Raw genomic sequence first — 12,827 nt, 5'->3', positions numbered from 1 at the left:
TTAAAGTTTTTTATTTTGTAATCCAAGAAGTATAATGGTAAAACCAAGGAGTGACATATGAGGGTCTTATTAGAATTGATACGCATCTTTTTAATATTTGGGATAGCCGGAACAATCATTTCGACTATTGTAAACGGCATATATATAAACATAGGAGTGAATCAGTATGGCTGGCTAGGCCCGATTGCGATACTGCTTTTATTATTCGTCTGGTATAGAAATAAACTTCAGTTCAGTGGCTGGTATTCGGGAAAAGGGAAGGAAAAGCTTCCAAAAGCGGCCTCACAAATACTCATTCTGTTTTCACTACTTTTGTTATGTGCCCCGCCTGTTTTAAGTGTGATGCAGATGATTTTTCAATAATCGGGATTCTATATCCTAGAAAGAGCTGGAGTGAACGATTTGCGGAAATTGTTTAATATTGTGGTCCTCATACTCCTACTCTCTGGATTATGGTATGGATATGGTAAAGATATTCAGGAGTCTGGATTCAAAGCTGGGGTTGATGCCTTTGCAGCCGATGTTCGTTCCTTTATTAACGGGCCCGAGGTTTCGACTGCCTTGGAAAAACTGAGTACTGGAGTCAGCAGCCTGATTGGCTCGCTGACGGAAACATTGGATACCGCTTCTGAAAAAGAATCACAGGAAACGGAAAAAGTGAAAAAACCAGCACTGGAAGCACCTGCTGATGCATCCTTTTCAGTGCGTAATATCGAAATGGGCGACACGAAAGATGATGTAGAAAAATTGGCTGGTGAAGCTAAGCGGAATACGCGGAATGAATATGGTGTAGACTGGTTCGCCTATCACGAAAATTATCAAAACTTCTTCATGGTTGCCTACGATACCAACAATAAAGTTGTTGGTTTATATACGAACCAAGATTTGATTTCCTCAAAGGAAGGCATTAAACGCGGCACTCCCAAAGAAACCGTGACTGGGAAATTGGAGGATCCTGTAACAAAACTGCTTAAAGGTAACGTCTATTACCAGATTCGAAGTGACAGCGGAGAATACGATATGTTTGAAATGGATAATAGTTATGTGACCATTTTTTATGACAAACATGAGAAAAATACAGTCACAGCCATCCAAATCATCGACGCAAAACTCGAAAAGCAAAAGAGCGGCTATTTTGCAGAAGCTGGCTCCGGATTAAAGAAGGGCTTTGAATATCAATTATTCGATTTGACCAATGCATCACGGGTCAATCATGATCTCTCAGTGCTTTCATGGGATAAACAAGTGAAGGTCACTGCACAGGATCATAGTGCAGATATGGCCGTGAATCAATACTTCAACCATACAAACCTTGAAGGAGAATCCCCGTTCGACCGGATGGAAGATGACAAAATCAATTTTCGAATGGCGGGGGAAAATCTGGCTGCCGGTCAGAATAGCAGTATCTTTGCCCATGAAGGCCTAATGAATTCCATTGGACACAGGGAAAACAAATTACAGAAGGATTTTGAATCGCTCGGTGTCGGAGTTGCCTTCGATGAGGAAAATAAACCATATTATACGGAGAACTATTTGACGAAATAAAGCAAAAAGCTGTGCATGGGAAAATCCAGGACAGCTTTTTTCATACAAAAGAGGGCATCCATTTATAAAAATGGATGCCCCTGTTTTAAATCACCAAACGAATAATCCAACGACCATGGCACTTAACAAGGAAACAGCCATCCCGCTAAGCAGCAGCTTCCAAACATTCCTTCCGATAATGTTCGATTTCTCATCATTGAGGATGGAATTGAATGTTCCATAAATCATGCCCACTGTACTGAAGTTGGCAAATGACGTCAGATAAGTGACAGCCACAGCGACTGTATGCGGAGACAGTGTACTGACTTTATCTTTTAAATCGAGCAAGGCAACGAACTCATTTGTGGCAAGCTTGATTCCCATCAATTGAGCGACGTACATGGCATCATGCCCGGATAGTCCAAGCAGGAATGCAAAGGGACTAAAAATGACAGAGAAAATCTTTTGAATGGTCAAGCCATCCACAAAGAAACCGAAAATGCCGTTTACGCTTGCCGTTAACGCCACATAGCCGATAACCATTGCCATGATGACGAAGACCATTTTGGCCCCAACCAACATACTGTTGGAAATGGTGGAAAAGAAATCTTTACGTTCCTCTTTAGAAGGTACATAAACGACATCTTCCTCTTTACTGACGTCGACGGGATTCAGCATGTTAGCTATCAGCAAGGCATTTAAGCAGTTCAGAGGTATCGCTACAAAAACATAGGTTGCCGGTACCATGGACAGGTAGGCTCCAATGATTGAACCGCTGATGCTGCTCATGCTCATGATTCCAAATGTCAAAAGACGCTGATCCTTAATCGCACTTAGTTGAAGGCGGAGAACGGCAAGTGCCTCGGTATTTCCTAGGAACATCATCTGAATCGAAAAGAAACTCTCAAGTTTTGGCAAACCGGATACTTTTGAGATGAGCCATCCCACTTTATCAATGATCCAGGTAAGTATACCGAAATATGATAAAACATCAAAAAACGTGATAATGAAGATAATTGGCATCAATGCGCTAAAAAAGAAATCCACTTGTTCATTTGCCATAAGTGAAGGAAAGACAAAAGAAATCCCTTCATTCGCACATTCAATCAACCAGGTGAAGAATGAAGCGATCAGATTGATGACCCATGCCCCGATTTTAGTCGATAACATGAACCATGTGATAAGAAATTCAAGAACCAGCAAGGTAAGAATGGCTTTCCACTTAACGTTCCTTTTATTAGGTGAACATAGGTAAACGATGCCCATTACAACTAAAACACCTAGTATATTCAATAAGAAATACATGATTTCATCCCCTTTGGATATATCATTTCCCATTCATATTTTTTATATAAAAAGCCCTCACCTTTTTACACTTTCAGCCGCAGGAAGAAAGTGTGAAAAAGTAAGAGCCTTCATTGAAACATGTTATGTGGATCAAGCTTCTTTCAAGCGAACCAACATTAACCTGTACATCTCTTCTATTTTCATACTTCCTTGTAGTCCGGCATTACGGCTGCCAGGTAGAAACTATCAGACCATCATCACTGATATTATACAAGGATATTTTTTAAATAAATTTCTCAGGAAAGATATCATTTTAAAACAGTTTATTTTTAATTACAATATGTTTTAAAGTTGTTATATTAATATAAATTTTTCGAAAACAGTCAAGAAAGACTCCGAAGGGCCAATATTGGTAATACTTATGAAGGAGCTGGCTTAAACTATAAACGGCCCCATCTAAAGTGGTTCCCAGTTGTTTCATTTCAACCATTACATCTCCTTTATAGGAAATAAGGACGTGAATTTTTTTTGGATTTTTTTAATAGCCAGGAGACTCTTACTGCAATTCAGTGGACTTTAAGAGCCATTATTTCCTTCTTCTTCTTACTTTTTTCGGTTAAATTGATGGGGCAACGGTCCATTTCGCAGTTAAGATTACTTGACTTCATAATGGCATTAATTATTGGAAACATTCTTGCCCACCCTTTATCTGATGAACAGTTAGGTTTGAAGGGCTCAATGATTACGACCTTTGTTTTAGTGATTTTATATATAATTAGTGTGTTTACGGGTCTTAAGTGGGGCAAAATCCGAAGGTTTTTTGACTCCGCCCCCTTTCCACTTATCGAAAATGGACAAATCATTTACAAAAGCTTAGCAAGGGCCCGAATCTCCATCGATTTTTTATTATCGGAATTAAGAAAAGAAAAAGTCGAAGATATTCAAAAAGTGTCCCTCGCACTATGGGAACCGGGTGGTACCATTTCATTGTTTCTATATCCTCAATATGAAGCAGTAACCCCAGCAGATATGCACATTGAAACAACTGCCTTCACTTTTCCTAACACGATTATTAAAGAGGGAAAGATTGATTCTAAAGAATTGAATCGGGGCGGTAAAGACGAAGAATGGCTGAAAAACGAAATCAAGATTACATATAATGCCGATGTGAACGATATTTTATTAGCAACTCTTGATAATAACGATAACTTAAAGGTCTTTTTCTACAAATAGATAATTAAGAACACTTTACATTGCAGCCAAAATAAAATCCCCTCAAGTAAAGTGTAAAGCCTACAAATGAATGTAGGCTTTTTACACGTTCAACTTAAAGGGGATTTATAAACTCGCTTATTACTCCGACCAATTCAGTGTATTTAAGAACTTATACACATCTTCATACACCTGATCACGTTCCTTACCCAATGTGATAATATGACCTGATTTTTCATACCATATCAAGTGTTTATGCTGCGTATCGACTTCATTGAAAATCGCTGTAGCACTCTCCGTATAGTCGGGATCATCCAAACGCCCTTGTAAAACAAGAGTTGGTGATGTGATTAAATCTAAATTTTCACCAGTTTCATTTATCATATTCAACACATCTTTTAGTTGAGGCATAGGCTCTTCTTCCAGCAGCTTCACTTCTGCAGCAATTTGGTCGGCATCTTTGCCCTCAAACTTCTTATAAGCCTGTGCATAATTGAGCAAGCGGTTCTTTTGTCGATCGATACTTTTTCCTTGAGTCGGAGCGCACATTGAAACTACCCCTTTAACAGGCAATTCAATTCCCACTTTTAATGAGAAAACTCCTCCTAAAGAAATTCCTACAACAGCAATTTCTTCATAGCCTTCTTCTTTAAGGAATTTATAGCCATTAACTACATCTTCCCACCATTCCTTTGGACCAGTCTGAACGAGTTCCTCACCAGACACTCCATGCCCTCTATAAAGAGGTCCGTGGCAAGTATAGTCGAGATCATTCAAGTATTTCCCTAATTTCTTCATATCTCCTGTACTTCCGGTAAACCCGTGAAGTAAAAGAACAGCTCTCTTTCCACCAATATATGTGAATGGCTCAGGTGCTTTCACTTTCATCTATCTAGGACCTTCTTTCTTTGCTCTTGTTGATAAATAGAATCTAAATGATTTTCGAAAAAAAATCAATTAATACCCCTTGAGTAGGGATTCTTCTATCCTATTCCGAATTTTCATTAAAACAATTAAATCATGTATATAGTATCCTTACCACGCTCTTCACAACTCATCCGTTCCGAAGCACATTTTACTATGATTAAATTTATTTAGCAATCGTCATTTAACCATTTTTTTTAAGAAAAGTAAAATGCACCTTGTGATACGATGTACAACGTATTACACTTTAGAAATGAAAAGGAGGAGATTTTATTTGGATAAAGAATTAATGAAGGGAAGCATTGACCTCCTTTTGCTTTCACTTCTTTCTCAAAAAAAGCTATACGGATATGAAATCACGAAGATCTTGAAGGAAATGAGCATGGGCAAATATCAAATAAGTGAAGGCACCCTCTACTCCGCCCTTAAACGGTTAGAAAAAAAAGAATTCATAAAAGGCCATTGGAAAGAATCAGAGTCAGGCCGCAGGAAATATTATCATGTCACTGAAAATGGACAAACCGAACTTGAACGGAAACGAGAATGCTTTTTCGTCCTGGAAAAATTAGTTCGGAAAAGCGCAGAGCAATTCTAAACAAAATAAAAAGCTTCCTGCACCCATTAATGGAACGGCGCAGGAAGCTTTTTTGCTGTTTACTCGTGAGTTTGGGCTCTTTACTCGTGAGTTTGAACTGTTTACTCGTGAAATAAGCATACTTACTCGTGAATTTGCTCAACACTCATGATTTGGCGCTGTTTACTCGTGAATTCATGCTGCACTCAGAATATCGCACCGTTTACTCGTGAGTTTTGCTGGTTTACTCGTGAGTTTGGGCTGTTTACTCGTGAGTTTGAACCGTTTACTCGTGAAATAAGCATACTTACTCGTGAATTTGCTCCGCACTCATGATTTGGCGCTGTTTACTCGTGAGTTTGAACCGTTTACTCGTGAAATAAGCATACTTACTCGTGAATTTGCTCCGCACTCATGATTTGGCGCTGTTTACTCGTGAATTCATGCTGCACTCAGAATATCGCACCGTTTACTCGTGAGTTTTGCTGGTTTACTCGTGAGTTTGAACCGTTTACTCGTGAGTTTGAACTGTTTACTCGTGAAATAAGCATACTTACTCGTGAATTTGCTCCGCACTCATGATTTGGCGCTATTTACTCGTGAATTCATGCTGCACTCATGATTCAGCACGGTTACTGGTGCCTTACCACAATCACGCAAAAAAAGGACCTAATATGGTCCTTTTTTGTCTATTCCTTTATGCTTGCGATAATTGGCGCAGGAGAGCTTCATACATTCCCCTTGAACATGCGGGCCATATTTTTCACGAAAGGCCTCGAGGCAATAGCATTTATCTTCTTCTTTTTTGGTTCCATCCATCGGAAGCATCCCTCCTAGCATTTAACTGGAGACTACACGCTTCTCCAGTTCTACGTTGATTCGTCCCAACAGTACGGCACCGATTGACTGAATGATAGTTTTAACGATGATTTGGCCGATAATCGCAGCGGGTACTGCTTCCCATGGCAATATATTGGCACCTAATGGACTTAGGCCAATCACGACAAATATCACCGAATCGAAAAATCCTCCAACGATCCCGCTGTAAAACACCCTCCAACTCATCGGAAGCTTTAAACGGGTATAAATTTCCGTATCCGCCGTTTCTGCAACCACGAACGATAATGCGGAAGCAAAAACGATCAATAACGTATCCCCTAATAAGAATGATACACACGCAGATAAAATAAGTGCAGTGACGATACATATATAGGTCTTCGCGCGGCCGAATTTATTCTGGACCAGATCTCGAAAGATGAAGGTTCCCCCGATGAGCAATGTACCCATCGGAATGATGAACATGCCAAAATGTAATGGCGCAAAAGCTGCTGTAACCACATTCGCCGTGATGATGGATACTAAATACAATAAAATTCTTAACATTTCTTAATTCTCCTTGTACAGAAAAAACAGCACCCTAAGAAAGAGCACTGTTCTCCTTAGTTTTTTTGAGAGGGTAGCTAGAACCTCTTCCGCCCGAGCGGATTATCATTTTCCTTATTATCGTAGCTTGAAAGCGATTGGAAATCAAGAAGTTTCCATACGGCCCTTTTATGTCATGGAGAATCCGGTCTTAGCCATGCACTTCAAATCTTCTCCAATGCAATGACTTTGCCGATTTCTGTCGCAAAAAACTGCTTGACCGGCTGTATATGAAAGCCGACAATCAATGATAGAGTTAGGTTACGATCTTGATATCTTATTTGGCGAGGAGGAAAAAGAATGATGAAAAAAGCTACGTTTGTCTATCCTATTTATATCGCAACCACACCAGAGAAGCTTTGGGAAGCCCTGACGAGTGGTGAAGTCACGAAGAAATATCACTTCGGATGCCAAGTACAGTCTGACTGGCAAGAAGGTTCAAGCGTTAAATATTTGCTGGAAGATGGGCAGATTACTGATCATGGGAATGTACTTAAGTGTGAGCCGTTGCACCTGCTCTCATTCACTTGGAACATGGCAGGAGTCGAAACACCTCGCGAGCAGCCTACACGGGTCACTTTTAAATTACAGAAAATGGATGATTACGCAGTGAAGCTAACGCTTAGGCATGAGGAGCTTTTGGAGACAGATTTCGTATATGATGACAATACCTTTGAAGGCTTGAATAATGGTTGGCCAGCCATTCTGTGTAACCTGAAGAGCTTGCTTGAAACTGGAAGGACCCTGCCGCCAATATCAGTAGATTGGGATAATGGAAAACAATAAAAACAAATCGAAAGAGAGTTGATTTAGTAATGGATACTCAAATAACTACGAAATTTAAGATAATCAAGCCAGCTAATGAAGTGTTTGAAGCCATAGTGAATCCTGAAAAAATCGGGAATTTCTGGTTCTCATCGAGTTCGGAAAGATGGGAACAAGGCCGGACGCCTACATTGAGATACAACGAATACGATGCTGAAGTGGTTATTAATGTATTGGAAGTCGAGGAAAATAGGAAAATCGTGTTTGCGTGGGGCGGAAATGATCAAGAAACAGTTGTTACCATTACACTAAAAGAGTTGGATAATACGAGTACAATTATTGAAGTAAACGAATCAGGTTTGAGTGAGGACGACCCTGAAATAATAAACAAAATGATCGGACAAAAGGAAGGTTGGGTATATACATTAACCTGTTTAAAAGGTTATTTAGAAAATGGCATTAATACTTTGAGAGCATCATTAGTTTTTTAATTATTAAAGGGTGCTGGTTCAAATGTATAAGGCATCCGTTAATCAAGCTCCTTCCTCGATTGTTTAATTCAACTAATTTTTATACAGGAGGAGACTTAGAGAAAAAACTCAAGGATGAATAACACCCTTGAGTTTTTGACTTTCGTATGGTTTAACACGAAATTCAATTGGAAATCACTTTTAGATACATGCCCTTTGAAGCTTTTTTATAGGCTTCAATTCCCATTTTCTTGACTTTTTCTTAAACTGGATGCTCTTACTAATTGGGTTCCTTGAATTACGGAAGGATCTATCAGGCGCATTTTATTTTTTCGATGTATATCGTATTCCACTTGATCTTCTTTCACCTTTACGTTACCATGGATCCGTTTTAACAGGCTTTGCACTTCATGGTCTTCAGTCAAGCTTAACAAGGACATGACTTCTTCATCTGTACCGAGTAAGTCATCAAGGCTGATCAGTTTTTTAGCTAAAGCCAATTTTAAGGTCTTTGCCAAGGTATCATAGCCATATATATTAAGTGGTTTCATGAAAAAATCAATAACTTCGCTGTAATACGCTTTCACAAACCATTCCGCCGATTCAATATTATCCAGATACATCCTTCCATTTATTATGATTACATGTTCTAGAAAATCTTTAATGGCTTCGATTGTGATATGTCCATATTGATACATATCCCGGAGAGTATAATCTACCCGATCGGCACATAACTCAGGTGCTGGCTGTTCAAGCAATTCCCATTTTGATTGAAAAATGACTTTACAATCATATCCATATTCCTTCCGTATAAATGGGATTTCGGATTCCATAATGACTTGATCATATATCTTTTCATGATAATCTTCTTCCTTAAAACCAGAACAAAATCAATAACATGTGAAAATGCAGTGTGGGATACGTCATGCAGTAAGCCCGCGATTTGTTCCTCTAATGAGCCTCCAAGCGCTTTTATTAAAAGCATCACACCAATTGAATGGTCAAATCGTGTGACATCCCACTTCTCATTAACTAAATAACTTGCCCCGCCTTGATGTATCCCCTTCAATCTTTGGACCGGTTTGCTTACTATCAGCTCTTTCAGAACTCCCTCTACAATGTGTTCCCCATAGATACTATCCAAAACTATCAATAACTGCCGCCTCCCCCATTAGTTTACTCATTACAGGTAGGTGGTTTCACTGATTTTTTTCTGTAAAAATTATTTCCCCCTTTTGATTTTGCTCATATTGCTTTTTTACCAATTTTTCCAATTCCTCTTCATCATTCAAATCGATATCATCTGGATTGTCCTCATCAACTCCCTCTATGATCATCATTTCATTTATTATTACCTGATCTCGTGGATACACTTTAATAAAGTCTTCTACAGGTTTTGTTTTATCTTTATCCGGTTTAGTGAATAAAAAATAGCCGGTCAGGACTATGGTGATTGAAGCCAAAATACCGAATATCTTCTTCATTTATTCATCCCCTCAACGCTCTAATAACACCCTTATAATACCATATAAGGGTATTAACGGTACAAAATAAATCAAACGCTGCCATGTCCTGAATCCCCCCTTTTCAACATAGGTGAAATTACGCTTCAACAAATGGCAAATTTCCACTTAAAAAACAGAACTTTATAAGTTGATCTAATAATTGACATTTGAAAATCAGTGAGTTATCATCCTAATTAACCAGTGGTCAATAAATAAGGAGGCAACAAGATGTCGCCAAGGAAATCGGCAGGTAAAGAATTGTCCAGGGACATGGTCTTGAATGAAGCCAGAAACCTTTTTGCAACGGTAGGGTATTCGAATGTCTCAATGAGGCAATTGGCTAAATCATTGGATTGCAGCCATGGAGCCATTTATTATCATTTTAAAAATAAGGCAGAAATATTTTATAGTTTGGTAAAAACGGATTTTTCCGTTTTAAATACTTTAATCGATGATATCATCATGTCGGAAAATGACCCTTCTCTAAAAATGGAAAAGATTTTATTGTGCTTCTTAGAGTTTGGTTTAACCCGACAGAATCACTATTCCATCATGTTTTTATCGAAGGAAAAAGAAATTCAGCAGTTACTTCAATTCGATTCTAATAAAACATACGAAAAGCTAATCCAGTCCCTTACGGATCTAACGGACAACAAACTGAACCCTGCATCCATGTGGTCGATTTTTCTTTCTCTTCACGGATTCATAACTTTTTATATTAATTCTGAACTATCTTATCAAGATGTAGAAGGTTTAGCTTATTTTCATGTAAAAAATATCATCAGAAACATCATATAATTTTTTTGAACATTATTGACCAGTGGTCAATTAAACTTCAGGAGGTTTTAACATGGTAAAGAAATTCCTTCATATTGAAGGACTCATGGTCCTTTTAGCGATGATTTACATCTATTCGTTATATGAATTCAGCTGGTGGATTTTCCTTTTATTGATCATGTCTCCTGATTTCTCCATGATGGCCTATCTGATCAATGATAAGATTGGAGCAAAGGTTTATAACTTATTTCATACTTATACCCTGTCCATCTTCATGATTTTGCTTGCCATTTTTCTAAAGTCGGATGCATTGATGATGATTGGTTTAATTTGGACAGCGCATATTGGAATGGATCGCTTATTTGGGTATGGACTTAAATACACAACCTCCTTCAAAGCTACACACATTCAAAGGTTGTAATAAGCTTAAAAGGCAGTGTGATTACGTACACACTGCCTCCTGCTCTCTTTTCTTTACACGCCCCGCTTGTTGCCCCATATATAGGTATGCAGCTGGGGCAGCACTTTCACATCATTCAATTCATCATCTTCTATCACTTTATCAATTAACTCTTCGTACTTCTTCAAAAGACCGCTGATCAATTGACGATCATCCGCCGTCCTGCTGTCGTCATTGCCGACCTGCAGATAAAAAGGAATATCCGGGTAGCGTCCATGTACATGTTTGGCATATTGATAATCTTCCTCGTTAAAGACGACGATCTTCAATGAGACATGGTTTTCAGGATTTCGATTGGCAAGGTTCGAGATGATTTGGTCGAGCACCGTAAAGTCCGTGTTCATTCTAGAGCTCGGCGGTTTAGGTGAAATAGTCAGTTCATCAATATCGAGAAACCAATCCTGCCATCGGCTCCCTTGGGTTTCGACACCTATTTTCATTTTATTTTCATGTAAGATTTCTATCAAGCCGTTTAGGTTTTTCAGCAGTGCCGGGTTTCCGCCTGATATCGTCACGAAGGAAAAACCGGAACCCCCAATTCGCTTCAGCTCATCCCATATTTCTTCGGCAGTCATCTGGACGGTATCTTCCTTACCGGTGCCATCCCAAGTAAAAGCGGAATCACACCAGGCACAGGAATAATCGCAGCCGGCCGTCCGAACGAACATGGTTTTTTGACCAATGACCATTCCCTCTCCTTGAATGGTCGGTCCGAAGATTTCCATAACCGGGAGTTTACTCACTTTCCATCCACTCCCGTCTGGCTTCGGCATAGCTTGTCGGCGTTTCGTATAGTCGAACAAATTCGACTCTAGCACCCTCATATTCTTTTAAAGAAAGGGCTTCGGCCATTTTTTCATAAATCCAGACAACCATATTTTCAGCTGTTGTATTCATGAGCGGCAGGGTTTCATTCAAATAACGGTGATCCAGGTGGATTTCAATTTCATTTTTCCATATATCCTTGATGTCCCCAAAATCTATCATCAACCCGCGTGAATCTGTATACCCGCTCAATCCGAAAATGACCTTATACGTATGGCCATGCAGGTTCTTGCATTTTCCTTCATAGTCATGCAGATGGTGCGCCGCATCAAAGGTGAATTCCTTACTGACGAGAACCCTCTTGTTTGTATACTTCAATTGGCTGCGCTGAATATCTTCATCTATTTTTTGGAGTTTATCCACTATAGTAAAACCGTACATCATGAAAGCACCTTCCGTCTGCTTACATAGTCATCCAGTCCTTTTTTCCGCAGATTACATGCCGGACAATCTCCACAGCCGTCGGAGATGATTCCGTTATAGCAAGTCAGGGTCTTTTCGCGGACAAAGTCGAATGCGCCAAGCTGATCCGCAAGCTCCCATGTTTCCTCTTTATTAAGCCACATTAGCGGCGTATCAATCAAGAATGACTGGTCCATCGACAAGTTCAAGGTCACATTCAACGATTTAATGAAAACATCGCGGCAGTCAGGATATCCGCTGAAATCCGTTTCACAGACACCGGTGACAATATGTTTAGCGCCAATCTGACTCGCCAGCACTCCGGCAAACGAAAGGAACAGCAAATTCCTCCCTGGGACGAACGTCGACGGCAATTCCCCGTCTTCTCCGTCCGCCACCGCAATATCACTTCTCGTCAATGCATTCGGTGCCAGTTGGTTCAGCAGCGACATGTCAAGGATATGATGGTTCACGCCCAATTCCTTGGCAATGTTTTGAGCGCATTCGATTTCCAAGCTATGCCGCTGATTATAATCGAACGTCACCGCTTCCACTTCCTCAAATCTCTCCAATGCCCAGAACAGGCACGTCGTACTGTCCTGACCTCCGCTAAACACAACCACTGCCTTTTCTTTCTTCTTCATTTCTATAAAACTCCTTTTTACGGAAAAAAACAGCAC

18 protein-coding genes, 1 pseudogene and 2 riboswitches are annotated in these 12,827 nt (G+C 39.6%); of the genes and pseudogenes, 10 read left to right on the top strand and 9 right to left on the bottom strand.

Features of this window, described 5'->3' with window-relative positions; translation table 11 throughout:
- Nucleotides 1–57: 57 nt before the first annotated feature.
- Both Q8G36_RS15275 and Q8G36_RS15270 read left to right on the top strand, forming a co-directional pair.
- Nucleotides 58–363, top strand: a complete 306-nt coding sequence (locus tag Q8G36_RS15275) for a hypothetical protein (RefSeq protein ID WP_305162052.1) — start codon at nucleotides 58–60, stop codon at nucleotides 361–363.
- 39 nt (nucleotides 364–402) lie between these two features.
- Nucleotides 403–1,545, top strand: a complete 1,143-nt coding sequence (locus tag Q8G36_RS15270; RefSeq protein ID WP_305162051.1) for a CAP domain-containing protein — start codon at nucleotides 403–405, stop codon at nucleotides 1,543–1,545.
- A gap of 90 nt (nucleotides 1,546–1,635) precedes the next feature.
- Here Q8G36_RS15270 and Q8G36_RS15265 read toward each other — a convergent pair whose 3' ends face one another.
- Nucleotides 1,636–2,829, bottom strand: a complete 1,194-nt coding sequence (locus tag Q8G36_RS15265) for a NupC/NupG family nucleoside CNT transporter (protein ID WP_305162050.1) — start codon at nucleotides 2,827–2,829, stop codon at nucleotides 1,636–1,638.
- Between the two features lie 175 nt (nucleotides 2,830–3,004).
- Nucleotides 3,005–3,105: riboswitch (purine riboswitch) on the bottom strand.
- 234 nt (nucleotides 3,106–3,339) lie between these two features.
- Here Q8G36_RS15265 and Q8G36_RS15260 point away from each other — a divergent pair.
- Nucleotides 3,340–4,044: a DUF421 domain-containing protein gene (locus Q8G36_RS15260; protein WP_305162049.1), complete on the top strand. Its 705-nt coding sequence runs from the start codon at nucleotides 3,340–3,342 to the stop codon at nucleotides 4,042–4,044.
- Nucleotides 4,045–4,164: 120 nt separating this feature from the next.
- On the opposite strand, the gene Q8G36_RS15255 is transcribed toward Q8G36_RS15260, so the two are convergent.
- Nucleotides 4,165–4,911 carry an alpha/beta hydrolase gene (locus Q8G36_RS15255; protein WP_305162048.1) on the bottom strand — a complete coding sequence of 249 codons (747 nt, stop codon included), beginning with the start codon at nucleotides 4,909–4,911 and terminating at the stop codon, nucleotides 4,165–4,167.
- Nucleotides 4,912–5,221: 310 nt separating this feature from the next.
- Between Q8G36_RS15255 and Q8G36_RS15250 the strand changes: the two genes are divergently transcribed.
- From Q8G36_RS15250 to Q8G36_RS15240, 3 genes are all read left to right on the top strand, one after another.
- A complete protein-coding gene (locus Q8G36_RS15250) occupies nucleotides 5,222–5,542 on the top strand; it encodes a PadR family transcriptional regulator (RefSeq protein ID WP_305162047.1) in 321 nt (106 codons plus the stop codon).
- A 168-nt stretch (nucleotides 5,543–5,710) separates the two neighbouring features.
- Nucleotides 5,711–5,857 (top strand): hypothetical protein, encoded by a 147-nt coding sequence (locus Q8G36_RS15245; protein ID WP_305275105.1) that lies wholly within the window; start codon nucleotides 5,711–5,713, stop codon nucleotides 5,855–5,857.
- A 99-nt stretch (nucleotides 5,858–5,956) separates the two neighbouring features.
- Nucleotides 5,957–6,103, top strand: coding sequence for a hypothetical protein (locus tag Q8G36_RS15240; protein WP_305161909.1), 147 nt, complete (start codon nucleotides 5,957–5,959; stop codon nucleotides 6,101–6,103).
- Nucleotides 6,104–6,190: 87 nt separating this feature from the next.
- Here Q8G36_RS15240 and Q8G36_RS15235 read toward each other — a convergent pair whose 3' ends face one another.
- The gene (locus Q8G36_RS15235; protein ID WP_305161908.1) at nucleotides 6,191–6,340 is read right to left on the bottom strand and encodes a hypothetical protein; all 150 of its coding nucleotides are present in this window, start codon (nucleotides 6,338–6,340) and stop codon (nucleotides 6,191–6,193) included.
- Nucleotides 6,341–6,361: 21 nt separating this feature from the next.
- Nucleotides 6,362–6,904, bottom strand: coding sequence for a VUT family protein (locus tag Q8G36_RS15230; protein ID WP_305161907.1), 543 nt, complete (start codon nucleotides 6,902–6,904; stop codon nucleotides 6,362–6,364).
- Between the two features lie 50 nt (nucleotides 6,905–6,954).
- A riboswitch (PreQ1 riboswitch) is annotated at nucleotides 6,955–6,997 on the bottom strand.
- A 249-nt stretch (nucleotides 6,998–7,246) separates the two neighbouring features.
- Here Q8G36_RS15230 and Q8G36_RS15225 point away from each other — a divergent pair.
- Nucleotides 7,247–7,729, top strand: coding sequence for an SRPBCC family protein (locus tag Q8G36_RS15225; protein WP_305161906.1), 483 nt, complete (start codon nucleotides 7,247–7,249; stop codon nucleotides 7,727–7,729).
- A 29-nt stretch (nucleotides 7,730–7,758) separates the two neighbouring features.
- Nucleotides 7,759–8,199, top strand: coding sequence for an SRPBCC family protein (locus Q8G36_RS15220; protein ID WP_305161905.1), 441 nt, complete (start codon nucleotides 7,759–7,761; stop codon nucleotides 8,197–8,199).
- 163 nt (nucleotides 8,200–8,362) lie between these two features.
- On the opposite strand, the pseudogene Q8G36_RS15215 reads toward Q8G36_RS15220, so the two are convergent.
- Together Q8G36_RS15215 and Q8G36_RS15210 are read right to left on the bottom strand one after the other, a co-directional pair.
- Nucleotides 8,363–9,331, bottom strand: a pseudogene (locus tag Q8G36_RS15215) (HD domain-containing protein).
- Between the two features lie 46 nt (nucleotides 9,332–9,377).
- On the bottom strand, nucleotides 9,378–9,662 hold the full coding sequence (locus Q8G36_RS15210) for a hypothetical protein (RefSeq protein WP_305161904.1): 285 nt from the start codon (nucleotides 9,660–9,662) through the stop codon (nucleotides 9,378–9,380).
- A 249-nt stretch (nucleotides 9,663–9,911) separates the two neighbouring features.
- Between Q8G36_RS15210 and Q8G36_RS15205 the strand changes: the two genes are divergently transcribed.
- Both Q8G36_RS15205 and Q8G36_RS15200 read left to right on the top strand, forming a co-directional pair.
- The gene (locus Q8G36_RS15205) at nucleotides 9,912–10,481 is read left to right on the top strand and encodes a TetR/AcrR family transcriptional regulator (RefSeq protein WP_305161903.1); all 570 of its coding nucleotides are present in this window, start codon (nucleotides 9,912–9,914) and stop codon (nucleotides 10,479–10,481) included.
- Nucleotides 10,482–10,533: 52 nt separating this feature from the next.
- A complete protein-coding gene (locus Q8G36_RS15200) occupies nucleotides 10,534–10,881 on the top strand; it encodes a DUF4260 domain-containing protein (protein ID WP_305161902.1) in 348 nt (115 codons plus the stop codon).
- A gap of 53 nt (nucleotides 10,882–10,934) precedes the next feature.
- On the opposite strand, the gene queE is transcribed toward Q8G36_RS15200, so the two are convergent.
- The 3 genes from queE to queC are packed head-to-tail and all read right to left on the bottom strand — an operon-like array spanning nucleotide 10,935 to nucleotide 12,791.
- A complete protein-coding gene (queE, locus tag Q8G36_RS15195) occupies nucleotides 10,935–11,663 on the bottom strand; it encodes a 7-carboxy-7-deazaguanine synthase QueE (RefSeq protein WP_305161901.1) in 729 nt (242 codons plus the stop codon).
- Entirely contained in the window at nucleotides 11,656–12,126 is a 471-nt protein-coding gene (gene queD / locus Q8G36_RS15190) for a 6-carboxytetrahydropterin synthase QueD (RefSeq protein ID WP_076366231.1), read from the bottom strand. Before queD ends, queE begins: the two co-directional genes overlap by 8 nt.
- On the bottom strand, nucleotides 12,126–12,791 hold the full coding sequence (queC, locus tag Q8G36_RS15185; protein WP_305161900.1) for a 7-cyano-7-deazaguanine synthase QueC: 666 nt from the start codon (nucleotides 12,789–12,791) through the stop codon (nucleotides 12,126–12,128). The genes queD and queC overlap by 1 nt, the downstream gene beginning before the upstream one ends.
- Between the last annotated feature and the right edge of the window lie 36 nt (nucleotides 12,792–12,827).

It is taken from the genome of Peribacillus frigoritolerans (assembly GCF_030676415.1).
GTDB lineage: Bacteria > Bacillota > Bacilli > Bacillales > DSM-1321 > Peribacillus > Peribacillus frigoritolerans_A.
The sequence above is the reverse complement of the archived record's forward strand: the minus strand, read 5'-3'. Positions and strand labels throughout refer to the sequence as shown.

Bases quoted from the DNA above. Each gene is read 5' to 3' on its own strand.
- Q8G36_RS15275 (WP_305162052.1), top strand. From the start codon at position 58: ATGAGGGTCTTATTAGAATTGATACGCATCTTTTTAATATTTGGGATA.
- Q8G36_RS15265 (WP_305162050.1), bottom strand. From the start codon at position 2,829: ATGTATTTCTTATTGAATATACTAGGTGTTTTAGTTGTAATGGGCATC.
- Q8G36_RS15255 (WP_305162048.1), bottom strand. From the start codon at position 4,911: ATGAAAGTGAAAGCACCTGAGCCATTCACATATATTGGTGGAAAGAGA.
- Q8G36_RS15235 (WP_305161908.1), bottom strand. From the start codon at position 6,340: ATGGATGGAACCAAAAAAGAAGAAGATAAATGCTATTGCCTCGAGGCC.
- Q8G36_RS15230 (WP_305161907.1), bottom strand. From the start codon at position 6,904: ATGTTAAGAATTTTATTGTATTTAGTATCCATCATCACGGCGAATGTG.
- Q8G36_RS15225 (WP_305161906.1), top strand. From the start codon at position 7,247: ATGAAAAAAGCTACGTTTGTCTATCCTATTTATATCGCAACCACACCA.
- Q8G36_RS15220 (WP_305161905.1), top strand. From the start codon at position 7,759: ATGGATACTCAAATAACTACGAAATTTAAGATAATCAAGCCAGCTAAT.
- Q8G36_RS15210 (WP_305161904.1), bottom strand. From the start codon at position 9,662: ATGAAGAAGATATTCGGTATTTTGGCTTCAATCACCATAGTCCTGACC.
- Q8G36_RS15205 (WP_305161903.1), top strand. From the start codon at position 9,912: ATGTCGCCAAGGAAATCGGCAGGTAAAGAATTGTCCAGGGACATGGTC.
- Q8G36_RS15200 (WP_305161902.1), top strand. From the start codon at position 10,534: ATGGTAAAGAAATTCCTTCATATTGAAGGACTCATGGTCCTTTTAGCG.
- queD (WP_076366231.1), bottom strand. From the start codon at position 12,126: ATGTACGGTTTTACTATAGTGGATAAACTCCAAAAAATAGATGAAGAT.
- queC (WP_305161900.1), bottom strand. From the start codon at position 12,791: ATGAAGAAGAAAGAAAAGGCAGTGGTTGTGTTTAGCGGAGGTCAGGAC.